The sequence below is a fragment of the Frateuria terrea genome (assembly GCF_900115705.1).
Taxonomy (GTDB): domain Bacteria; phylum Pseudomonadota; class Gammaproteobacteria; order Xanthomonadales; family Rhodanobacteraceae; genus Frateuria_A; species Frateuria_A terrea.
Genome location: NZ_FOXL01000005.1, coordinates 104,454 through 125,036 on the forward strand (window position 1 = coordinate 104,454; position 20,583 = coordinate 125,036).

Annotated in this window: 21 protein-coding genes; all 21 read right to left on the minus strand. The window is 65.1% G+C overall.

Going from position 1 to position 20,583, the window contains the following annotated elements; translation table 11 throughout:
* Positions 1-303: 303 nt before the first annotated feature.
* Positions 304-819 carry a hypothetical protein gene (locus BMZ38_RS09530; RefSeq protein ID WP_091336737.1) on the minus strand — a complete coding sequence of 172 codons (516 nt, stop codon included), beginning with the start codon at positions 817-819 and terminating at the stop codon, positions 304-306.
* Between the two features lie 10 nt (positions 820-829).
* Entirely contained in the window at positions 830-4,984 is a 4,155-nt protein-coding gene (locus BMZ38_RS09535) for a phage tail protein (RefSeq protein ID WP_139202475.1), read from the minus strand.
* A complete protein-coding gene (locus BMZ38_RS09540) occupies positions 4,981-5,412 on the minus strand; it encodes a C40 family peptidase (protein WP_139202474.1) in 432 nt (143 codons plus the stop codon). Before BMZ38_RS09540 ends, BMZ38_RS09535 begins: the two co-directional genes overlap by 4 nt.
* Entirely contained in the window at positions 5,409-6,383 is a 975-nt protein-coding gene (locus BMZ38_RS09545; protein WP_091336743.1) for a DUF2163 domain-containing protein, read from the minus strand. The genes BMZ38_RS09540 and BMZ38_RS09545 overlap by 4 nt, the downstream gene beginning before the upstream one ends.
* Positions 6,380-6,736, minus strand: coding sequence for a DUF2460 domain-containing protein (locus BMZ38_RS09550; RefSeq protein ID WP_091336745.1), 357 nt, complete (start codon positions 6,734-6,736; stop codon positions 6,380-6,382). The genes BMZ38_RS09545 and BMZ38_RS09550 overlap by 4 nt, the downstream gene beginning before the upstream one ends.
* A complete protein-coding gene (locus BMZ38_RS09555) occupies positions 6,733-9,615 on the minus strand; it encodes a phage tail length tape measure family protein (RefSeq protein WP_091336747.1) in 2,883 nt (960 codons plus the stop codon). The genes BMZ38_RS09550 and BMZ38_RS09555 overlap by 4 nt, the downstream gene beginning before the upstream one ends.
* Before the next feature lie 61 nt (positions 9,616-9,676).
* Positions 9,677-10,084 carry a hypothetical protein gene (locus BMZ38_RS09560; RefSeq protein ID WP_091336749.1) on the minus strand — a complete coding sequence of 136 codons (408 nt, stop codon included), beginning with the start codon at positions 10,082-10,084 and terminating at the stop codon, positions 9,677-9,679.
* A 186-nt stretch (positions 10,085-10,270) separates the two neighbouring features.
* Positions 10,271-10,666, minus strand: a complete 396-nt coding sequence (locus BMZ38_RS09565; RefSeq protein WP_091336751.1) for a hypothetical protein — start codon at positions 10,664-10,666, stop codon at positions 10,271-10,273.
* Positions 10,667-10,669: 3 nt separating this feature from the next.
* A complete protein-coding gene (locus BMZ38_RS09570; protein WP_091336753.1) occupies positions 10,670-11,404 on the minus strand; it encodes a hypothetical protein in 735 nt (244 codons plus the stop codon).
* Positions 11,405-11,409: 5 nt separating this feature from the next.
* Positions 11,410-11,661: a hypothetical protein gene (locus BMZ38_RS17875; protein WP_217638770.1), complete on the minus strand. Its 252-nt coding sequence runs from the start codon at positions 11,659-11,661 to the stop codon at positions 11,410-11,412.
* Positions 11,662-11,672: 11 nt separating this feature from the next.
* On the minus strand, positions 11,673-12,110 hold the full coding sequence (locus BMZ38_RS09575) for a hypothetical protein (protein WP_091336755.1): 438 nt from the start codon (positions 12,108-12,110) through the stop codon (positions 11,673-11,675).
* Positions 12,107-12,598: a hypothetical protein gene (locus BMZ38_RS09580; RefSeq protein ID WP_091336756.1), complete on the minus strand. Its 492-nt coding sequence runs from the start codon at positions 12,596-12,598 to the stop codon at positions 12,107-12,109. The genes BMZ38_RS09575 and BMZ38_RS09580 overlap by 4 nt, the downstream gene beginning before the upstream one ends.
* A complete protein-coding gene (locus BMZ38_RS09585) occupies positions 12,595-13,143 on the minus strand; it encodes a head-tail connector protein (protein ID WP_091336758.1) in 549 nt (182 codons plus the stop codon). The genes BMZ38_RS09580 and BMZ38_RS09585 overlap by 4 nt, the downstream gene beginning before the upstream one ends.
* Positions 13,143-13,322, minus strand: coding sequence for a hypothetical protein (locus tag BMZ38_RS09590; RefSeq protein WP_091336760.1), 180 nt, complete (start codon positions 13,320-13,322; stop codon positions 13,143-13,145). The genes BMZ38_RS09585 and BMZ38_RS09590 overlap by 1 nt, the downstream gene beginning before the upstream one ends.
* 59 nt (positions 13,323-13,381) lie before the next feature.
* A complete protein-coding gene (locus BMZ38_RS09595) occupies positions 13,382-14,860 on the minus strand; it encodes a hypothetical protein (protein WP_091336762.1) in 1,479 nt (492 codons plus the stop codon).
* A 97-nt stretch (positions 14,861-14,957) separates the two neighbouring features.
* Positions 14,958-16,157: a hypothetical protein gene (locus BMZ38_RS09600; RefSeq protein ID WP_091336764.1), complete on the minus strand. Its 1,200-nt coding sequence runs from the start codon at positions 16,155-16,157 to the stop codon at positions 14,958-14,960.
* Between the two features lie 3 nt (positions 16,158-16,160).
* Positions 16,161-18,431, minus strand: coding sequence for a phage portal protein (locus BMZ38_RS09605; protein ID WP_091336766.1), 2,271 nt, complete (start codon positions 18,429-18,431; stop codon positions 16,161-16,163).
* A 3-nt stretch (positions 18,432-18,434) separates the two neighbouring features.
* The gene (gene terL / locus BMZ38_RS09610) at positions 18,435-19,637 is read right to left on the minus strand and encodes a phage terminase large subunit (RefSeq protein WP_245747348.1); all 1,203 of its coding nucleotides are present in this window, start codon (positions 19,635-19,637) and stop codon (positions 18,435-18,437) included.
* 237 nt (positions 19,638-19,874) lie between these two features.
* Complete coding sequence (locus BMZ38_RS17560) at positions 19,875-20,186, minus strand: hypothetical protein (RefSeq protein ID WP_139202473.1); 312 nt, start codon at positions 20,184-20,186, stop codon at positions 19,875-19,877.
* Between the two features lie 8 nt (positions 20,187-20,194).
* Positions 20,195-20,371 (minus strand): hypothetical protein, encoded by a 177-nt coding sequence (locus BMZ38_RS17760; protein ID WP_175483832.1) that lies wholly within the window; start codon positions 20,369-20,371, stop codon positions 20,195-20,197.
* Complete coding sequence (locus BMZ38_RS17765; RefSeq protein ID WP_175483831.1) at positions 20,368-20,544, minus strand: hypothetical protein; 177 nt, start codon at positions 20,542-20,544, stop codon at positions 20,368-20,370. Before BMZ38_RS17765 ends, BMZ38_RS17760 begins: the two co-directional genes overlap by 4 nt.
* Positions 20,545-20,583: the final 39 nt, after the last annotated feature.

Consider the following 20,583-nt stretch of genomic DNA (forward strand, 5'->3'; position numbering starts at 1 on the left):
CGTCACGGATGGCTCAACCATGCGGCTTTGGTGGCGACACGCACGCCTATCGGGCGACAGCGCAAAACGCCAACATTGCCTATTTCCGGCACCAGCACAGCAAGGAAAGACGCCGCTTCCGAGACCCTCTGGGGTAATCTTGGGGCGGCGTTTCTCTTTACCCCACCGTCCGCCAGTGGCTACGCGCACCACTTGAAAGCGCCCCGGTCATCGGTCCGCGCCTGACAGGATCGGATGAGACCTGACTCGCGGGGCGAGATCAGTGTGCCACCCAGGGCTCCCCGCGGCTGTAGGGGCGCACCGTCAAAGTACGTCGGCGAGCGGTGCGGCGAGCTGGTCGGCGACGGCAATCGCTGTACGAATGGAGCCGTTCGCGGCGTCCATCGCGGGAGTTGGAAAAACGTCCTGTACCTGCGGTGCGGGCGGCGGATCAGAGCTGGGAATCGGCACCTGCGGCTGCGGCTCGCCCAAGGCCAGCATCAGACAGGCCTTGCGCACCGTGCTCACGGTCCAGGCATCCAGATGCTCCTGCATGACGCCACGCCAGGTTGCGACGCCGGCAATCTGGCCGTTGGCCTTCTGGCGTGGGGCACCGTCGACCAGTTGCATCGCCACGGCGAGCAGGTCGATCGCCACCGTCTCGGGCTTGTCGTGCACCACGCACGAGCACCAGACGGTTTGCCCGGTATCGAGCATGACGGCAGAGCCGGCGGCGATCAGATCGTCGGCAAGACCCGGGAAGTCGATGCCGTTCTGGGTCAGGAGCGCGGCCAGGCCGGCGGCAACATCGAAGGTGGTGTCGAGTTTCGTGTAGCTCATGGGTACTTCCTCACTTCGCGGGCTTCATGTTGTGGTGCGAGTAGTCGCCGACCCAGAAGCAGTCGTTCTCGCAGGTAATGTGCTGCACGAGGATGTCTCCCACGTCGAACACCTCCGCCACGCGCATCACGCCAGCCGTGCGATGTTTAAGCACCAAGTCGCGCGTATAGGGCGCACGCACGCAAAGGCCATCCGCCGTTTCGAGCGGCGCGCTCTCCGAGCAGATGATGCTGGAGCCGTCCAAGCCCACCACGCGCACGCCGGGCTGCAGCTTTGCCTCCGAGTACGAGACTCGGCCCCAGCGTCCGCTGGCGAGCAACAGGTCATCGCCCACGCGCACGTCGCCGGCACGGATCGTCTCGTGCGAGCCATCCGACGCGCGGCGAATCACCGGCTCGTCCACCTGCGGGCAACCGGTCTGCCCGCCGCCGCTGCCGGTACCGCTGGTGGGGTAGGTGATGGTGGCCTGTCCCACGAATACCCGACCGTTGGCGTTGAGGCTGGTGATCTGGCTCGTCGTCGCCTGGAGTGACTTGCTGCCGCCGGTCATGCCGGGGTCGTCGTAGTAGAAGTAGTACGTCACGGTTGCACCTGGCGAGCCCGATACCGTGACGTTGCCGGAGTTATAGGCAATGGAGTCGCCCCCGCCAACAAAGCTCGCGGCGCTGGCGCTGAACGAGGCGGAGGTCGTGGTGGTGGTGTAGGTGACGGACAGACCAGACCAGCCGCCACCGTAGTTGCCCCATGTCACCAGTGGTAGGTTGCGCTGGGTGCTGAGCGTGCCGGAGACTTCGGTGGCGAGGTCAGAAACCGAGTAACCCTGTGCGCTGATGACACGGCAGTCGTAAGGGAGGCTTCCTGCGACGTAGGTTGAGCCGCTGGTGTTGCTTATGTACCCGTCAACCTCAATCCATGCCGCCGCCGTGTCAGCGGGAGCGGTCAAGCTACCGCGCACAACGGATGACGCCCTTCCCACCCGAGCGAACTCCGCGCCGCTAATAATGCTGCCGTCTGCCTTGAGCCAGGCGACTTGAATCGTTGTATACGTGTTCACGCCAGCCGGCGGGATCGAAGCGAAAGCCACGCTTGCGTTCAGTTCCGCGACGATGACCTGCCCCGCGCTCACAGGAAAGATCTCAGAGCGCAGCACAGATACCACGGTGGCGCCATTCGGGACCGATGCGCCAGTAGCTACTCGGAAAAGAATGTCGGTGCTTTCCGGGATAACCGCCCAGGTTGCTGCGTTCTGGTTGATAGCCAGCGTCCAGTTGTCTACAGCGTACGCACCAACGGCGATGCCGAGACCCTTCGCGATGCCCATCGTGTTGCGCGAGAACGTGGGGTTTCCGATAAGGCTCTTGCCTGCGCCCGCCAACGGAATAGAGCCGTTGATGAGTGCCGCCAGCCGGGTCTTGCCCCACGTAGAGCTATCGGGGACCTCATCGAGGCTAGCCGGTTGCACCGTCATCACGCAGCTGGTGGCGTTGTAGTAGCCACTGGAGTGGTTGACGTAGTACAGCTCGAAATGCGCGAACTGCGCGCCCGCGGGGGCCGCGCCTACAGCCTTGCTCACGGTTTGGCCGGTTGGACCGCAGGTGATGGACGCCAAGGTCGTGGCGACTTCGGTATGCGATGCGTCGCGCCACGAGATGCGGCATCCCGCCGATGATCCGGCGTTCGCGCTCAGACCACGTAGGCAGCAGGCGACGGTGATCGTCTGCCCAGGCACCACGCTCACGTAGCCGGTATTGCGCGCGTAAGTCGTGGCACCGCCGGCCTGCCCCTGGCGCACCAGGTGGGTCGGGCACGCGCTGTCCGGGCTGTTGCCGTCCGTGCCGTTCTGATAGAAGCCGGTCGGGTTGTCGAAGGTCCAGCCAGCCGTTCCGTTGAGGAAGTTGCCGTTGATGACGTGCGGGACGTTGACCGCTGCTGTCACATCGGCGCCATCGGCGACCGTCTTGCCCTTGTTCGTGAGGACCGCCGTGTAGGCACTCCAGCCGGCCGAGACCACCGCGCCGCGCGAGCGCAGGCGGTAGTAGTAGGTCGCGCCGGTGGTGAAGTGGTGCACGTAGGACGTGCTGGTCGGGCCGACCTGCGCCAGCACCGTCCAGGGGCCGCCGCTCGCCGTCGCGTACTCGATCGACGTGCAGCCCACCGCGGCTGGGTTGGGGTTGAACCAAGTGATCGAGACGCCGTCAGCGACCGCCGTGACGGCGGGACTGTTGGGTGTCACCGGCACGTCCGGCAGCTCGATGTTCGTGCCGACGATGTAGGTGTAGGCGGTCTCGTCGGCCAGCGTCCGGCCACCCTTGCCGAACACGTTGAAGCTCACGAACTTGAGGTAGACCGTCTGGCCGATCTGCGAGGGATCGACCGGGATGCGCAGGATGTTCTCGTCTAGGCGCACGAATGGTGCGCCAGCGCTGTGCGCTACTTGGTCCGATCCGTAGCCGCCACGCCGCAGGTAGCCAAGCGTGTAGCTCGGGCCGCCGGCCAGCGTGGCGGTTTGGTAGGCGACGAGCTCGTTGTCGATCATCGCCAGGGTGATGAATTGGTCGGCGTCGGCCTGGGTTCCGCCCAGCAGCTCGACCGGGCCGTTGAGCACTACGTTGGGCGCGCCAGTCGTGTCCGGGTCACTGCCGGCGGCCAGGCTGTTGGTCAACTCACCATAGGCCGCCCGCTGGCTGTGCGTGGTCAGGTAGGTGTAGCTGGTGCCATCGTGGCTGAGGTACACATCGCAGCCAGCCCATAGCGGATCGGTGCCCGACAGGGCACACCATATCTCCGGTTGGTTGTTCGAGACTAGGAATCCAGGGCCGCGAAACAGGTAGGGGCCGTCCACCGGGCCGGGGTCAGCGTTGGGATCGACGCTTGTGCCGGCGTTCGGCTGCGTGGCGTAGATGCTGGCGTGGCTGATGCCCTCGGGGAACTCTTCGGCCACGATGGACAGCAGGCCATGCTCATCCTCGGACACTTCGGTGATGCGCACGGGCGTCAGGTACAGGCCCGTATTGGCATCGGTCAGCGTCACGATGTCCATCGGTTCCAAGTAGCAGTAGCGCCACGACAGTTGGAACTCGTAGGTATTGCGGATGTAGTACGTGCGCTGCAGCAGGTTTTGCGCCACCAGCTTGGCGACCGCCGCCTGCGTCACCATGTCGACCGAGTCGGACTGGTCGGCGCGGGCGCCCGTACCCACCACGTCTTGGTCAATCGACGCGACCACCGTGCCGGTGTGGTACGTGTTGGCGCGGTCCTTGAACTCCACGCGCTGCATGTTCATTGCATCGGCCGGCGCAATGCGCTTGACCGTGACCGGATCGCCGGGACCGTTGGTGATGAAATCGTCGCGGCCGAGATCCGCAACCGCCGTCAGGCTGGGCGTGTAGGTGACGCCGTTGCCGGTGATCGTGGCATCGCCGTAGGGGACAACCTTCAGCACACCCTCGGAGAAGAACGGGGCGCTGTTGGCGTACTTGAACAGGTCGTCCAGCGCCTGCTGGGCCGGCGTCTGCGTGCTGTAGACGGGCGAGAAGAACAGGCCGGCTGCGGTGCAATAGTTCTTGAACGCGGTCAGGTCGCCCAGCGCGTTGAACTGCACACCGATCTGGCTATCGGTGCAGATGGCGGTCGCAATGTCCGCCGGGTTGGCGTCCTTGATCGACGCGCTGAACTGGTTGCGGCCGTCTATCTCGAAGTTGTAATTCGGCAACGAGGCCGAGCTGCCCAGGTCCTTGTTCTGGAACGCGGCCAGCACCGTGCCTGAATAGCCTAGAGCATGGTCGCCGGACAGGTGCGACCACGCGGACTGCCCTTGCGCGCCCGTGAATGCCAACCCGCCCACAGCCGAGAGCGTGGTCGTGCTGCTGCCATCGTAGACGGTAACGATATTGCCCACGCCCTCCGCCAGGCCGAGCAGGTAGCTGCACTGGTAGGTGTAGGACGTGCTGGCTTGACCGCCGCCGCCACCACCCTTGCCGCCCTGCTGCTTTTGGGTGTGAGCGATGGCCTTGAAGTCCATGTAATCGATGACGTTGCCGGCCAGCTTGTTGCGGCCGAACACCACCGGGATGGGCGAGCCGTACTGCGCACCCTGCAGGTCGATGCCCATCGCACGGGTAGGCGTCTGCGCTGCGGATTTGTGACCGCCACCGAATAGGCTCACGCTCGGATTCTCCAAAAACCATGGGGGCGATCCGCCCAGCGGCGCACTTCGGCGCGCTCGACTTTGCCCGCCTCGCGGCTGGCGTGGATCATGTAAAGCTCGGGCTCGATGGCCTCGACGATGCCGCCGTGCGAGAAGCAGCGGCCGACGCGGAACAGCACCAGGTCACCGATCTGCGGGGCTTCGACCGGGTCGGCAAAGCGCTTCACCCAGCCGAGGTACTTTTCCTCGCTGCGGTGCAGGTGCCAGTCCGGCGCGTAGGGGCGCGGCTCCACTTCGGCCGGGATCAAGCCCAGCGCCGTCAGCACACGCACCGGCAGCATGGCGCAGTCCACGCCCACGCCGAGAACGTCCGCTTGGTGGCGATAGGGCGTGTCTAGCCATCGCCGCGCCTCCGCGACGATGCGTTCGCCTTGAGGGAGGGTCATTGCAGGTCGAAGCGATTTTTCTGCCCGCCCGGCCCACGCCCGATGCCGCCATGCCCAAGGCCGGCGCCGCCACCGCTCGAAGAGCTGGGAGCATTGCCGCCCATCTCGATCACTTCGGGCGTGGGCACGTAGGGGAATCCACGGAAGCGCGACAGGTTGGCGAATTTGGCCGAGCAGGTGCTTTGCGTCTTGTCGCAGCCGGGGTACGCGGTGAAGGTGTCACCGGCCGCACAGGCGCCAGGCAGCGGATAGAGCAACGACAGCACGCCGCCGCTGAAGCTCTTCACCGATCGCGTCAGGCCGGCATTGGCGCCCGAGGTAATGACGATGTACCCCTGCGCGAAGTAGTCCGCCGCCTGCGTGAGCCCAGCGTCGGTGATCGTCGTGACCGTACCGCTATCGACGCTACCGGACACGGCAAAGCTCGACTTCACCAACCCACACCCGGCATCGAACAACGCATGGTTGCACTGCGGCAGGAAGTAGTTGCGAGGGAACGCGGCGCTCAGGTAGACAAGATCGCTCGACACGTTGAGCGAGACCTTGCCCGAGCCGGCCGACACATCCGCCACCGTGCCCGTGAACAGGTTGACGATCCCGCGCGAGGTGTCGGTCAGGCTGGGCGTCAGGAACTTGTCCACCTTGACGCGCGCGCCATCGAAGCCGCCCGCATTGGCGAACGCGCCCGGCGTCTTGCCCATGATCAGCGTGTCGCCGTCGTAGAACACGTCGACTTCCAGGCTTTCGACCTGCAGGCCGATCGACAGCTTGATCGGGCCGCGACCGAAGCCAGGCACGCCACTGGACGACTGCGCGGCAAGGAAGATGTGCCCGCCGTAGGTTATGTTCTGCGGCGCGTCGGTGTAGTACAGCACCGTCCCCGAGAGCAGCGTCAGGGTGTAGAGGTCGGCCACCATGAGCTGCTTCGAGCTGGTGAGCATCGTCTTAAAGTCGGCGCTGATCGATTTCATCGCACCGTCCGCATGGTCACGGTCTGGACCTCGTACATCTGGTTTAGCATCTGGTTGAACTCGACCTTGTCGTCGACAAAGCGCACCGTGAACGGGCTCGCCGGGTCGTTTGGCACGTTGAGGTAGAACGGCGTCAGGCTTCCCTGCTGGCCGTCGAAGAAACTCTGGAAGGTCTGGAAGTCGGCCTGCGACAGGTAGGCGAACGTCAGGTCGAACTCATAGACCGGTGCCGTCCATCGGCCGGTGCGGAACTCCGCTCCCGATGCCGTCGTCTCGACGTCCGTCGACCATAGCGAGCGCTTCTTGATGTCCCAGGTGACGCCGGGAAAGGTCGGGAAGGTGTTGATGCTCATCGCGCCCCCAGCATGTGACCGCGACGGCCTGCCAGCTTGATGGCGCTAGCAATGGCGGCCGGATTGCGCCGCATGTAGTCCTTGAAGCTGCGCGGGTCGGTTGTGTGGACGTGCACCTGTGGGCCGCCCCCCTGCCCGCCCTGCTTCGCCATCTGGCGCATCGGGTTGGCGATATTGGCCGGCAGCACCATCTCGTCCTTGTGCAGCTCGGTCATCGCGCCATCGAAGGGGACGCGCTCCCAGCCGCCACGCGCCGAGGCCAGCGAGCCAGAGAACGCCTCGATACCGGCGAACGCCACGCCGGCCGCAATCGGCGCCAGGATCGGGCCGACGTAGGGGATGCCCACGATGGCCTGATAAGCCTTCGCCGCGCCGGTAGCTGCTGCGCTGGTGATTTGGCTCTTGCCGGTGGCGGCGTCGGTGGCCTTGGATTGGGCGGCGGCAGCCTGCTCGACTACGGCGCGCTGCTCGGTGCCAGTAGTGGTTGCGGCAGTCTTTGCGCCCTCGTTGGCGATCCAATTCATCAGGGTTGAGATACCCATCTGGGCATAGCTCGCCACAATCGACAGCAGGATGTTGTCCAGCCCCTTCTTGAAACTTTGCGTGCCTTGGATCATTCCTTGGATCGACTGCTGGAAGGCGCTGTCGATGGGCTTGAGCGCCTTTTGCCACGACTGCTGCATGGCCTTCTGCCGGTCCGCATCGCTCTTGGCGGCATCAGCGGTGTATTGCTTTTGCAGGTTGGCGATCTTGCGCTCGACTTCTTCGGCCGCCTTTGACTTGGCATCGAGCAAGGCAAGCTCGCGGGCAAGCGCCTGAATTTCGAGCTGGTACTCGGCGTCGTTGGCGGCGGCGATGGCGGTCAACTCCTGCTGCCGGGAGATGTTGCCCAGCTCGAACGCCGTTTCGATCTGCTGCCGCTTGGTCGCCATGGCGGTCTGCACGGCGTCGATGTCGATTACTTCCTTCTGGCGGGCCGCCTGCTCGCGTTCGCGGACAACCGCTGCGTCATAGCTCTTCTCGTCGGCCAGCAGTTGGTTCAGCGCGGCCTTTTGCTGCGATGAGTTTTCCCCGTACAGCCGGGAGGCGTTGGTTAGAACCGATGCGTCAGCCTGCATCCGCTCGGCCGTGTTGGCGGCAGTGCCGGCCCGAACCATTTCCAGGTCGTTAAGCTCTTCGGCCATCGCCTGCTTGCGTTCACGCGAAGCCTGCATCTCGGCCTGATGCTGGGCACGCGTGGTGGTGTCGATGTCCTGGTATTTCTTGTTGATCTCCGCCAGTAGCTCTGCCAGCTTGGCACCACCTACGGCGGCGCCACTGATGGGATCGAACTCGACGCCTTGAACGCGCTCATCGTTTGGGTTGGCGTCGTGCATCGCTTTGAGCTGCTGTTCAAGCTCAATGCTTTTCTGTAGACGCTCGTTCTTGCGGTCTAGGTTGGCGAACTGCGCATCGAACGCCTTGGCAGCATTGATGCCATCGGTTTGTACCTGCGCGGCTTTCGCTTTGGCCTTCGCTGCATCCTCGGCAGCTTGCTTGGTCTTTTCCAGCGCGGCGCGCTGCTGCTCCAGGTCGGCAATCTGCCCCGACGTGTCCTGAGCGAAAATAGCGTCAATGATGTCCGAGCCAGAATCGACGCCCTGCCCGTCCCGCAGCGTTTGAATCTGCGCATTGATCTTTGCGATCTTCTCGTCAACGGTGGCCTCGCGGAGCGAATCGCCCATGCGCGTGCCGATGCCCTCGATCGCCATGCCGAGGTCTTGCCACGCCTGCTTGATCAGGTTCGTTTCTTTGACCGCCTCGGGGGCTCGGTTCGCCATCGCGTCGGCAAAGGCGTTCAGTGCAGTCGTGGCGGCATCGGTTGCGTCGCCGGTTCTCTCTAGCTGCTCGATTTCCTCCATCTGCGTGAGCGAGAGAAAATGGAACTGCTGATCCAGTGCACGAACCGCCTCCACTGGGTTCGCCTGCAGCTTCATGACCGCATCCACGGCCTGATCCATGCTCTGGCCGGTGACAGTCGCCATGTCTGCAGCGGCTTGCGCGGCTACCTGCATCTGCTCTGCGTTGAACCGGCCCGAGCCAGCGAGCTTGGTTACGGCCTGCTCGGCTTCGCGGGCGCTCACCTCTGCGCTGGCCGTGGCGCTAGACAGGCTGAGCAACTGGTCGCGAGTCATGCCCGCCACGCCATTGGTCAGCGTCAGCGAGTGTGCCAGGTCATCATCGGCCTTGATGCCCTCGTAGGCCTCATACGCGAAGGTGCCCACCGCAGCCGCAGTCGCCGTGATCGCCAGCCCGAGCGGGCTGAATGCGTACTGCAGCAGGTTGAGACGGTTCGCCATCGTCATGGCCGAACCTTCCATGCGCGTCCAGTTTCCGCGCAGCGCCTCGCCTACCAGCACGCCGGCCTCACGGGTCACGCCCGCATTGACGACGATGGCTTCGGTATTGGCCTCAACCGCAACCGTCGCCGCATCCGTTGCCTCGGCAACTTCGGTCTCAGCCGCCGCCTGCCGCGTGGCCGCGGCCATCTGGTCGTTCTGAGCGGCGATCTGCGCCGCCGTCGCGTCAAGTTGGGCGTCCGTAGCCTCCACGCGCAAGCCCATGCGCTCGGCTAGGCTGCGTTCGCTCTCAGCCAGCCCCGAGTTGGCGCGAACCTGCTCCATGGATGCCGCGACCATCGCTTTGATACGAGCGGATGCGGCCTCGGCAGAATCCGCCACGGCGGCCTGGGCCGCCTGTATCTCCGTCGATGAGGCCACAACCGATGCGGTCATGGCTTCGGACGAGGATGCTACCGACTCGGCGGCCGCATCCATGCCGGCCTTGAGCTCGCTAAGGTCAGCGGTCAGCAGGACTTTGATTTCGTTGTCGGCGGCCATGGGTTTCCTGCGGGCAATAAAAAACCCCGCCGGAGCGGGGTTTGTATGGAGATCACTTGGATCAACCGTGGTTTATTGATTCGACCCTATCGTCGCTTCCGTAACCAACGAAATCGGATGGGACGACGGAATCGTCTGCTGCCTCCATCTCAAGATCAATGCGCTTGCATTGATCTATGTGCCCGATGGTTGAGAATTCCTTCTGCCGGCAGTCAAAGCCTGCAGCCTCAACCTCATCGGGCGACATTCCGATGTGTATAAACCCTTCCGCAATCTCTTGTTTGAACTTGCTTTCGGGATGAGCATTGATATACGCATCCCTGTCTGATTGGACTCGCTCGGCTGCGCGCTGGCTGCTGGCGTCCCTAGCATCCTGCTCTGCGCGCATCTGTGCAGCGTAATCGACGACTGGGGCGGTCGAGCATCCACCAAGACCCAGCACGACAGTTACAACAAACATCCGCTTCATTGCGCACTCTCCACTGTTGAGTGCGCCGATCCTACCGCTGCCCGGCGAACGCTGCCACAGCAGCGTCAAACTCGCCGTCGTCCTCTGGCTTGGCCGTGGTGCCAATCCCGAGATACGCCTGCACCATCCATTGCACGGGCGGCCGATCCTTCCAGCCCTCGGAAAGATCGGCCACGTCGCGCCAGGTCAAACGTTCGAGGATGTCGTCGGGGAACCATCCAGTAGCGGAGTGGACGAGTCCGACGACGCCGGCTCGGGTGAGGGGCTCGCGCTCCCCGTCGCCGCCGGTTCCAAAGGGCGGCCGACATACCCCGAGATATGCAGCATGCCGTTGATGATGGGACGCAACATCGGCAAGTCAATCAGGTCGTTGAACTGATCGCGGGTCAGGTCCGGATAGTTACGTTTGACTAGCGCGAACAGCACGTTCGACGCTGCCTCGACGTAGACCCGGAAATCCACGTTGCCTTCCGGCTCGCACAGAACCGCGATGGCGTCCTTGTAGTCGAAGTCGATGCGCAGATTGATCGGAGGCACGGTGAACTCCGTGCCCCCGAGGTTGAGGATTGCACCCGGGATCATGCGTTACTCCGAGACATACGGGGTGATGGTGCGGCCGGCGCTGTCGGCGAACGCAGTGAAGTCCAGCTCCGTGATGCCCCAATCGGCCATCTTGGTCGGCAGCGAGAGCTTCGAGGCGATGCACGACCACAGCTTGAACGCCTCCTGCTGGCCGTTGTACTGGCGCACAACGATGATCGAGAAGGTCGGCTGGACGCCCTGCAACGGGTTGCCGGTGGTGATCGTGGTGCCGTTGGTCGCGTCCGTCTTGGTGTAGCTGATGAGCACGTTCTTGGACGCATCGGCCGCTGCGAAGGTGTATACGCCGGCCGCTACGCTGTACTGGCCCTGCGTCGGGGCGCTGGCCACCTTCTTGAACGGCAGGCCGGTATCGGCATACAGCACGCCCTCGTCGTCGACGAAGTTGGCCGAGCCGTTCACGGTAACGGTGTAGGGCGTGACCGCGGGGATCGCGCCGGCCTCCTGATACACCAGCAGCGTCTGGCCCGTGGCGGAGGTGCCGCCGAAGAACAGGTCGTTGTAGAGGTTGCCGCTGACCTGGGCGAACTTCGCCTTGCCGGTGATCTTCTGCTGCGCGGCGCCCACGGCCACCGGGAACTGCCCCTGGCCGTACAGCTCCTTGACGGTGCGCGAGATGTCCAGCGAGACATCCTGCAGGGTGCCGAACTGAATCGGGGTGGAATTGGCGGCGGTGTTCGTGGCGAACAGCAGGCCGGAGCCGAAGGAACGCTGGGGCATGACGGTTACTCCTCAGTGGCGGCGGGTGCCACGGCTTCGGCGAGGTGCTTGAGCAGCTCGGCCTTGTCGGCGGCGGAAACAGGGGCCATGCCGGCAACGGCGCAGCGGTGGAAGTGGCGCTCGTACCAGCGCTCGACGGCGGCGAGCACGCGCTCGGCGTCGACCGTGGCGGGATTGGCGATGTCGCCCAGGCGCGTTGAGCGGGATGCGGGCAAGGCCTGGCCCTCCGGTTGCCCGGATGCGGTGTCGTCGTTCATGGGGTGGCCTCCTAGAAGCCGGGTAGCACGATGGTGATGGGAAGGACGGCCACGGCGCGGTCGCCAAGCACGCCCTCGAACACCTGAATGGCGCCGTCAATGGCCGCATATTCGACCAAACCGCCGAGTGTCTGGCGGTTGGAGCCGGGGGGCGGGTTGAGCAGCGCGCAGGCCGCGTCGATCAGCGCATTGAGGTCGGTCGACGGCGCCGCGCTGGGATCGTCGTTGTGCACGTAGAGCAGCCAGTCGGCCTTCCAGGTGAAGGTTGACGGCGTGTTGCCGCTGAACTTCGCGTCCTGGCTTCCCTGCAACTGGAACGCGGCCGGAAACTCCTCGGGCTGCACATCCTGCACGTTGCGCAGGCGGCGGCTGACCGTGAACACGCCCGGCAGGCTTTGCAGCTTGGCGAACAGGGCCGCAAACACGGCCTCACGGGTGGCGCGGGTCATAGACCGATCGCCTCTTTTACGGCGGCGCGCAGCTCGGCGATACCTTCGGGCGCCTGCTCGCGCAAGGCACTGCGCATGTAGCTTCGCTCAGGCAGGTTCACGTAGCTCGAATGCTGATTCACCAGCACCTCGCGGGGGTTTGCCATCGGCTTGCCCCAGGCCATCGTCTGCATGCGGTGGAACGCCGACACGACCACGTTGCGCTGCATGCCGTACTCGTGCGCCTTGGGGTAGGGCACGTCCAGGCCGGCCCGCGCGCCGCCGCTGATGGTGTCGGCGGTCTCGCGCTTGTCCGGGTAGACGGAACTCGACAGTTTGCCGCTGCGACGGTGCAGCGGGTCGCCGGACAGCTTGCTCATCTTGATGTAGCCGGCAAGCTCGGTCGCCCACATATCCAGTGACGTCTTCGCTGCCGCCTTGATCTTGCCGGTGGTCTCTTCCAGCTTGGTGACGAGCGCCGTGTCGCCCGTGATCTGCACGCCAATCATGGGACGGTCCACCACACGCGCTGCTTGAGCGCCGTCTTGACCGCCGCGGGCATGTCCGCCTGGCTGTAGCTGATGGTCTGCTGCGTGCCAAGCGTCTCGCTCGACTTGTCGATGCGGTCGCGCTTGGCGAAATGCGCTGCGACCAGCTCAACGCACGCCTGCGCCACGTCAGACGGCACGCTCGCATAGCCAGCCGTATAGCTCACGGTGACGTTCTGAACGCCACGGTGGAAGCAGTAGCCGCGCAAGTAGACGGTTGTCTCGTCGAACAGGTAGCCAGTGCCCGTACCGACAGCAGCAGGGATCGCCTGACCGTCCACCGTCACGGACGCGACCGCCGTCACTAGACCATGCGCCAGAAACAGGCGATTGCCACCTGTCCCATTTCGGGACTCGGTGTAGGCCGCGCTGGCGAACGTCCGGTTGCAATAGCTCTCGATGGCGGCCGAGATAGCCGTAATCAGGGACGACAGCACGCCATCGGTCGCGCTGGACGTGATGCCCAGGAACGCTTTCACGTTCGCCAGCGTGCAAAGGTCGGCCATTACGGCGCTACCGGCTCGGCGGGTTGCTCACCCACGGCCACAAAGCCATGACGCAGCAGGGATTCATAGGCCTCCACCGGAACGGTGAAGATGCCCTTCTTGTCGGCGCTATAGCTTTCGCCCGCGTGCGACAGGGTATCGGCGCAGCCATTGGGGCCGCGCATCTTGATGTCGGACATGGATTACTCCGAAGCAAAGCGGGCGACGGGATGCCGCCCGCTTGTGGGGTTGCCGCGACTTAGCCGGCGCCGACGCCCGTGATGACGCCCATCGCAAACGGGGCGTACACCGCGAGGGTTTCCTCGGCGTAGATGCCGTGCTGGTAGCTGCGGGTGACCAGCGGCCATTCGATCTCGTACCAGTCGCGGCGCAGGTGCATCTCGGCCACGTTCGGCACTTCGTTGGACTGGTACTGGGCCGGCAGGTTGTCCGCCCAGGCGATGATGCAGCCCGCCGGCACGTCCGGGTGCAGCAGGACGGGGATCATCACGCCGCCGTTGAGCGCGAACGGGTTGTAGTAGTGGGCGACGACGTTGCCCGCCACGATCGCACCCGGCTCGCCCATGGCGATGTTCTGGCGCAGCAGCGAACCGCTGGTGCCGCTCAGCACCTTGTTGGTGATGCCCTGCTGCTCCTGCGCCGAGACGTAGATGACGGTCGACGAGAGCTTGTAGTTGTCCCACATGCTCTTGAGCATCACGTCGATCTCGGTCACCGAACCGCGACCGGAGGCGGTCAGGGTGGCGCCGTTGAGCTGCTTGACGTAGGCGTTGTTCGCCGGGTTCAGCGCGTTCACCAGCAGGCCGTCGAAGCCCAGGTTCTGGTTGCGGCTGTTGTCGGCAGTGATCGCGGTCGCGGCCTGGTTGCCCGAGGCCAGCGGAGCCGAGAACGCCGCGGTCGGAACCGTGGTGATGGCCTGCAGCGTCTCGCTACCGGAGGCGCCCACGTACCAGGCGAAGCCCAGCGCCGAACGGCTCGGCACCACGGTGGCGGTGAGCGTCTGGCCCAACGTGACGGCCTGCGTCGCAGCGGTGGACTTATTGCCCGAGCCGCCCGCGAGCGAGAACGTCTGGCCGTCCTGGCCGGTGATGGTCTTGGTCGTGGCAACGCCGGTCGCGCTGACGGACGAGTTCTTCAAGCCCTCGAAAGTCAGCTCCACGCAGATGACGCTGTAGGTCAGCGCCGGCAGGGTCGCGCCAGAGCCGGACGCGCTCAGGGTCGGGGTCGCGCAGGTGCCCAGGGCCACGGAGGCGTTGCCGCCCAGGATCGCCAGTTCCTCCTTGCGCATGGCCTTCTGCAGAAGGCGGATGGACGAGCGCGAACGCTCATCCTCGAAGCCCTCGGACGCGCTCTGCGCCTCGAAGGTCAGCGCCGCTTCCTCACCCAGCGTGCGGTAGCTGGCCGCCTTGTCGGTCACGTCCAGGGTCATCACGCCCGAGCGCTGGCCTTCCGGCACCCAGCCCATGGCGTCGAAGCCCGAGCCGAACAGGTTGTTCACCTGCTTCCAGTTCGTGGCGGTGCCGCCCTTGCCCTTCACGCGCGGGATCTTCTTCGAGAGGATCGTGATGATGGGGTAGAGGTTCTTCGCCGGGGCCTGCAGGTCGTAGTTGACCAGGCCGGCAGCGGTGGTGACGGTGTTGCCAGCCTTCGCCAGCGGGCCGCTCTGGTAGACGCCCTTGAGCATGCCAAGGGTCTCGGTGGTGATGTCATTGCTCATGGGTCGCTCCAAATGAAAAAGCCGCCTCTTGGGCGGCCGGGGGTGAAACGAAAAAGCCGCCTCGTGGGCGGCTTGGGTGCGGGGGTGAATCGTTGGTTTAGCGGCGGTGCGCGAGCTTCATCAGCTTCAACGCGGTTTCGGCGTGGTCGACGCTGCCGTCCTTGCGCAGCACGGGAGAGTCGTCCAGCTTGTTCATTGCCTCATGGCCCGCGTCGGCGTCCTTGTCCACGGCCACTACCTTGGCAACGCCCTTGGGCGGGGCGGCCTTCTGCATCAGGTCGGCGTATGCGGTCGTGACCTTTTCGAGCTTGCCGGCGAGGTCATCGCGATCGGCGGTGACCTTCTTCAGCGCGTCGTGCGCCTTGGCGAGGTCGTCGGCGGCCTTGGCGAGCGCATCGGGCTCGGCATCCTTCGCCAGATCATCCACGGGCGCGGCCAGTTCCAGCACCTCGACCACCTCGGACGCCGGCTTGATCGCCTCGTCCACTTCCTCGGCAGCCATCGCCAGGAAGGCATCAGCCAGCGGCTTGAGCGCGGCGCGAAGCTGGGCCGGCACCTTGCTGCCGTCCTTCTCCCAGGCCGCCTCGTCGTCGGCGCAGTCGGCGATGAACGACAGGTCGTTCAGGGTCTCGGCGAACTCGGCCACCGACCACAGGCCCTTCTCGATCACATCCTTTCCCAGCAGCACGCGGATCACATTGCCGGCATCCTCGGCGCCATCGGCCTTGGCCAGTCGTTCGGCTTGGGCGTTGTAGCCCTTGGCGACGGGTTCGGCCTCGGCCGACTTCGCAAGCGGCTCGGCGCCCGAAGCGGCAAACTTGCGCAGTTCCTCGGCCCCATCCGCCTTGATGACGGAAAACTGCGCGTCGGGGTTGCACGGCAGGTCAACGATGCTGACCTCGACCGGATCGGCGGTGTAGCGCTGCAAGCCGTCGTCGCCCTTCCACTTGCGGGCGTAGGAGCCGCCAATGGAGAACCCGGTGTAGCAGCCTTCCAGCACCTTGTTCCATTCGTTGTCGTCCACGATCTTGGCGCACACGCTGATGGCCTTGGCGTCATCATCCATGTCCAGCTGCTTGACCACGCCGGCCACGGCCGGGCTGTGCATCACGCGCACGTTGCCGACGCTCTTGCCGTCGGTGGCCTTTGCGATGCCGGTCGACCACTTCTCGAACAGCGGCTTGGACGAGTCGTAGTCGAACACCTCGCCGGAGCGGTCCAGCGCCTCGTTGGCGATCACGCCGGTGACGGTGCGCTGGGCCTCGTCCACCTTGGTCATGCGGGCGAAAATGTGCATGGGTCAGTTCTCCGGGAGTTTGCGCTTGTACGCCGCGTCGCAGCGGCAATGCGGGTGCGCGATGGGCGCGGCATCGCCGCTCTGGAAGGGTTGGTCAATCGGTATCCATCCCTGCTTGGCGTTGCGCTGGCAGGGCACGCAGATGCCCTCGTCGTTCGACAGGAGCCAGTGCTTGGCCTTCATGCCCACGGCAGTAGCGCCGACATAGGCGCCCTTGCCCTCGGCGTCGCGCAGTTCAGTGGTGGCGATCAGCTCGGCACGCTCGGGGCTGAAGGCGTAGGCGGTTTCCAGCAGGTCAGCCAAGCCCGTGTGGCTCGCATCGGCCTGCAGCGCATCGGTGAGCGTCTGGCGCACCATTTCGCGGGTCGCCTCAGCCAACTTGCCGCCCTGCCCGTCCTTGGTCAGCATCTCCACGGCATGCTCGGACGCCCATTTGATGGCGTCAGGGTCTTTGCCGCCGAAGATGGTCGCGACAGCCTCGGGCGACTCGGTCAGCACCTCGGGCTCGGTGACGATCAGGCGGGCCACTTCATGCTTCGCGCCATCCGCAGCGGTGGCCGTGATCGCGTCGACGTAGTCATCCCACGCCAGAGACAGGCCCGACGTGTCGAGCTCGCTGATGTACTCGGCAATCCATGCATCCTGAGGCGAGGTGCCGTTATCGCCGCCGCGGGTGCCGTCAGCCGCGGTCTTGCCCAGCTTCTTCAGCGCCTTGATGGCGTTCTGCTTGACCACGTCCAGCGCAGCGGCGAACGCATCACGCAGCTCCATCTCGCCATTGGTCAGCGGCTCGGCGGCCTTGTTCAGGTCGCCGTCGGCGTGCTTCTCGGCCTTGTCGCCGGGCTTGGGTGCCGGCTTGCCACCCCTGGGCGGCGGTTCGTCGGGGTTGGCCGGATCGACTGGCGCCGGGGGAGGCGCCATCACCTGCTCCAACGGCACGGCGCCGCTCGCGGTGAAGATCAGGTAAGCGTCACCGCCCGGCTCGGTAATCCGCTTCTCGCCCAGCTTGGCGCGGATTTCGTTGATCGTGTATGCGCCGTGGGACTGGTACGTGGTCAGGATGGTCGCCTGCGCGGCCGGATCGAGCGATTCCTCCTCGACCCACTTGAACTGCAGGTCTGGACAGCCAAGGTGGACCTGGATCAGGTGATCCATGACCTCCTTCACCCACACCATGATCGGCGTGAGACCTTCCTTGAGCGCCGCCTCCTGCTGCGTCTCGGACGTGGAGCGGTTCTGCTGCTTGATGAAGGCCGTGGGCGGCAGGCTGAAGGCGTAGCAGACGACGCGCGCCAGCCACTCGTCGAACTCGTCCTTCAGCGGCGCATCCTTGACCGACTCGACCTTCGTGCCGCCCGGAACAAAGCGCACCTTGCGCTTGTAGCCCTGGTCGCCCTCGATGACCGAATCCCAATACGCCTGGAACTGCTTGATCTGCTCCCCCGACCAGTCTTGCGGCATCGAGGCGTAAGCGGCTGGGATGTTGCCCTCGGTGAAGTACTGCAGCTGGCTGGCCATGCGGCGCAGCGCGATGTTCACCGTGAGGATGATCTGCTCGACGGGGCTGAAGCCGTAGAACTTGTGCACACGCGGGTTGCGCGGCGTGTAGACCAGCTCGTCGGCGGTGTAATCGACGGCCGGGATGCCCTTCAGCACCTGCTGGTAGGCAGGCGACGGCGGCGCGGGACGGCGCCCCGTGTCGTCCACCAGCGGCTTGATGGTCGTGCCGTCGATCAGCTCGAAGCCGTACATCTCGCCGTTGTTGCGGCGGCGCACGTAGATGCTGGTCGCGTCCGTGACCATGACCTCTTCGAGCACCATGCGCAGCCACGACTGCCAGCTGTGCACGCCATCGGGACGCTTGAGCAGCGCGGTGATCGTCTGGACGCGCGTGTCGCCCTCGGTGTCCTTGGCGTCGTCCACGCCCCCCACGGACCACACCATCGCTGACATCTGATCCTTGCGGGTCTCGATGGCGAGGCGTACCAGGTCGCAACGGTCGGCCAGCGCACGGAGCTGCTGGAAGCTGGTCAGCTCCGTGCCGCGCGGGGTATAGGTGAGATTGACGCCAACGGGATAGTCGAACTGGCGGCCGGCCGCGCCCTGCGCCACAGGCTGCACGGGCTGGTTGGGGCTCATCCATGTATCGGGCGACACGCCGGCAATGGCATAGCGCACGGCGGTGGAAAGGCGGCCAAGGAAGCCCTGCTGCCGGGCAGCATTCGCCACTGGCGCAAGATCGGTTGTCTTTGCGCCTTCGGGAATGCGGGGCATCGGTCAGTCCTGTTTGCGTTCGGCTTGCTGGCGGTAGAAGTCGAGGATGCCGGTGGTCGTCGGCTGCACGAACTCGGCAAAGGCGCGACTGAGCGCGTCCACCTGGTCGTCATGCGTGCCGTTGGGGAACACCCGCATCTCTGCGACCAGCGCGTCATTCCACGGCGCCCGCACCATCGCCACGTTGCCCACGTTGACCTGGGCGGCGAAGGGCTCGGCGCGCGTCACCTTGTCGCCCGTTTCCGGGCTGGCCTTCACCCGGTAGCCCTCAAGCAGGCGGGTGAAGTGAAGAACCTGTGTCTTGCCGGCCTGCCCCGGATCTTGGGGAATCGAGATGCGCGGCACCTTGCCGTCGCGCTCGGCCGTGTTTTTGAGCGTGGCCTGCACTTCATCAGGGCCGCCCCGCATCCGGGCCACGTCCGCGATGTAGTAGCGCCCGGAGCGCCCCCGGCCCAGCTTGCCGCCCACCGTCCAGTCCGGATCACTGCCCGGCTTGGGTACGCTGGCGGCCAAGTCCCAGCCGCGCACCCATTCGATTTCGTCATCCACCGGTAGCGCGTCGATCACGCGGATGGCGTCGGGCTTGAAGATGTTGCCCTCGCCGGGGCTGGGCGCCTGCTGGTACTGCCCGGCGAACGTGTAGGGCGCTGCGGTCTGCATCCGCCGCAGGTCTGCGATCGAGTGTTTGGCCGGCCACAGGGCCTCGCCCTGTTCCGTGATCGCCGGCAGGCAGACGTGCTCCCACGACTCCCCGTTCCCGCCCGCCAGCAGCCAGCCCGCCAAGTCGCGCTCGTGCAGGCGCTGCATGATCAGGATGATGGGTGTTTCCGGCCCGTTCTTGCGGCTTTCCAGCGTGTTCTGGAACCACTCGATCACGCCGTTGCGGATCACATCGCTGCGGGCTTCGTCGGCCTTGTGCGGGTCATCGATGATGATCGCGCCACCGAAGCCAGGCCGGTGCTTGCCCGCGCCGTATCCGGTAATCGTTCCGCCCGCGCCTACCGCATAGACGCATCCACCAGCCGTGGTGCGCCATTCGTGCTTCGCTGCGCTGTCGGCCCGTAGCTCGGTGTCCGGGAAAATCTCCCGGTACGCTTCCGACTGCACCAGCTCGCGCGTCTGCCAGGCGTTCCCCGTGGCCAGCGCGCCGGAATAGCTCGTATGGATGAACTCGGCGTCAGGCACCTTGCCCAGCGCCCAGGCCATGAAGTTGACCACCGCTAGCTCCGTCTTGGAGTAGCGCGGCGGGATGTTGATGATCAGGCGCCTGCACTCGCCACGGAATACGCGCTCCAACGCATCGCAGATGGCCTGGTGATGCTCGGCCCGTTGCCAAAGGTAGCCCTTGCGCTGGCGGAACATCCACCGGCTGAACGCGTATAGCTGGCCGCGACATAGTGCCTTGGCGCCCTCGACCTCTTGGGGGGTGAGTGCGTCCACGAGCTAGAACTTCTCTGCGGCAGACTGCGCGGCCTCCCGCAATTCGTCCTGCCCCAGGACGGGCAGCGGTGGCTTGACGGTCGTGGTTTGGTCGATGGTCTGCGGCGCCTTGCCATAACCACGGTCAAGCAGCTCTTTGGCTGCTGATACGCGGGCAGCGGGCGGCATCTCGGCGCCGCGCATGATCTGCGCCAGCATGCAGACGGCCTCTTCCCCGTATTCCTGCGCCGCAGCCTTCACATCTGCCGTGGCCTTGTTCCGCGAGCCGGGTTTGCGGCCACCAGTTTTCGGGGTGCCCTTCGGTCGGCCTGCCATTTCTAAACCTATCTATCTTCCGAGTACTGTTTTTGTCCGCGGCCCTGCTTACGCTCACACGCCGCAACCCTGACCTTGATGGACTCGATGTCCTTGAAGGCTTCAGGCGCCTCGGCGAAGGCCTTGCCATCCACACATGCGCGGGCTTTTGCCAGCTCGGCGTACAGTCCGGGCATCGGGTTCATTCGGGGGACTCATTGGTCGTGATGTCAGCCGGCACAGTCGGGCTAACCGGCTCCTTGCGCGGCTTCCCATCCCACAGGATCAGCAGCAGGACGAAGCAAACCGAGCACAGGCCGGCGAGGAACAGGAGCGCGTGCTTGACCTGGTCGCTGTGCGCGGCGAGATAGGCGGCCACGTCAGCCGCCCTGGGTGTCGATGCCGTCGTGGCAAATGC

Bases quoted from the DNA above. Each gene is read 5' to 3' on its own strand.
- BMZ38_RS09530 (WP_091336737.1), bottom strand. From the start codon at position 819: ATGAGCTACACGAAACTCGACACCACCTTCGATGTTGCCGCCGGCCTG.
- BMZ38_RS09540 (WP_139202474.1), bottom strand. From the start codon at position 5,412: ATGACCCTCCCTCAAGGCGAACGCATCGTCGCGGAGGCGCGGCGATGG.
- BMZ38_RS09545 (WP_091336743.1), bottom strand. From the start codon at position 6,383: ATGAAATCGATCAGCGCCGACTTTAAGACGATGCTCACCAGCTCGAAG.
- BMZ38_RS09550 (WP_091336745.1), bottom strand. From the start codon at position 6,736: ATGAGCATCAACACCTTCCCGACCTTTCCCGGCGTCACCTGGGACATC.
- BMZ38_RS09555 (WP_091336747.1), bottom strand. From the start codon at position 9,615: ATGGCCGCCGACAACGAAATCAAAGTCCTGCTGACCGCTGACCTTAGC.
- BMZ38_RS09560 (WP_091336749.1), bottom strand. From the start codon at position 10,084: ATGAAGCGGATGTTTGTTGTAACTGTCGTGCTGGGTCTTGGTGGATGC.
- BMZ38_RS09565 (WP_091336751.1), bottom strand. From the start codon at position 10,666: ATGATCCCGGGTGCAATCCTCAACCTCGGGGGCACGGAGTTCACCGTG.
- BMZ38_RS09570 (WP_091336753.1), bottom strand. From the start codon at position 11,404: ATGCCCCAGCGTTCCTTCGGCTCCGGCCTGCTGTTCGCCACGAACACC.
- BMZ38_RS17875 (WP_217638770.1), bottom strand. From the start codon at position 11,661: ATGAACGACGACACCGCATCCGGGCAACCGGAGGGCCAGGCCTTGCCC.
- BMZ38_RS09575 (WP_091336755.1), bottom strand. From the start codon at position 12,110: ATGACCCGCGCCACCCGTGAGGCCGTGTTTGCGGCCCTGTTCGCCAAG.
- BMZ38_RS09580 (WP_091336756.1), bottom strand. From the start codon at position 12,598: ATGATTGGCGTGCAGATCACGGGCGACACGGCGCTCGTCACCAAGCTG.
- BMZ38_RS09585 (WP_091336758.1), bottom strand. From the start codon at position 13,143: ATGGCCGACCTTTGCACGCTGGCGAACGTGAAAGCGTTCCTGGGCATC.
- BMZ38_RS09590 (WP_091336760.1), bottom strand. From the start codon at position 13,322: ATGTCCGACATCAAGATGCGCGGCCCCAATGGCTGCGCCGATACCCTG.
- BMZ38_RS09595 (WP_091336762.1), bottom strand. From the start codon at position 14,860: ATGAGCAATGACATCACCACCGAGACCCTTGGCATGCTCAAGGGCGTC.
- BMZ38_RS09600 (WP_091336764.1), bottom strand. From the start codon at position 16,157: ATGCACATTTTCGCCCGCATGACCAAGGTGGACGAGGCCCAGCGCACC.
- BMZ38_RS09605 (WP_091336766.1), bottom strand. From the start codon at position 18,431: ATGCCCCGCATTCCCGAAGGCGCAAAGACAACCGATCTTGCGCCAGTG.
- terL (WP_245747348.1), bottom strand. From the start codon at position 19,637: ATGGCCTGGGCGCTGGGCAAGGTGCCTGACGCCGAGTTCATCCATACG.
- BMZ38_RS17560 (WP_139202473.1), bottom strand. From the start codon at position 20,186: ATGGCAGGCCGACCGAAGGGCACCCCGAAAACTGGTGGCCGCAAACCC.
- BMZ38_RS17760 (WP_175483832.1), bottom strand. From the start codon at position 20,371: ATGAACCCGATGCCCGGACTGTACGCCGAGCTGGCAAAAGCCCGCGCA.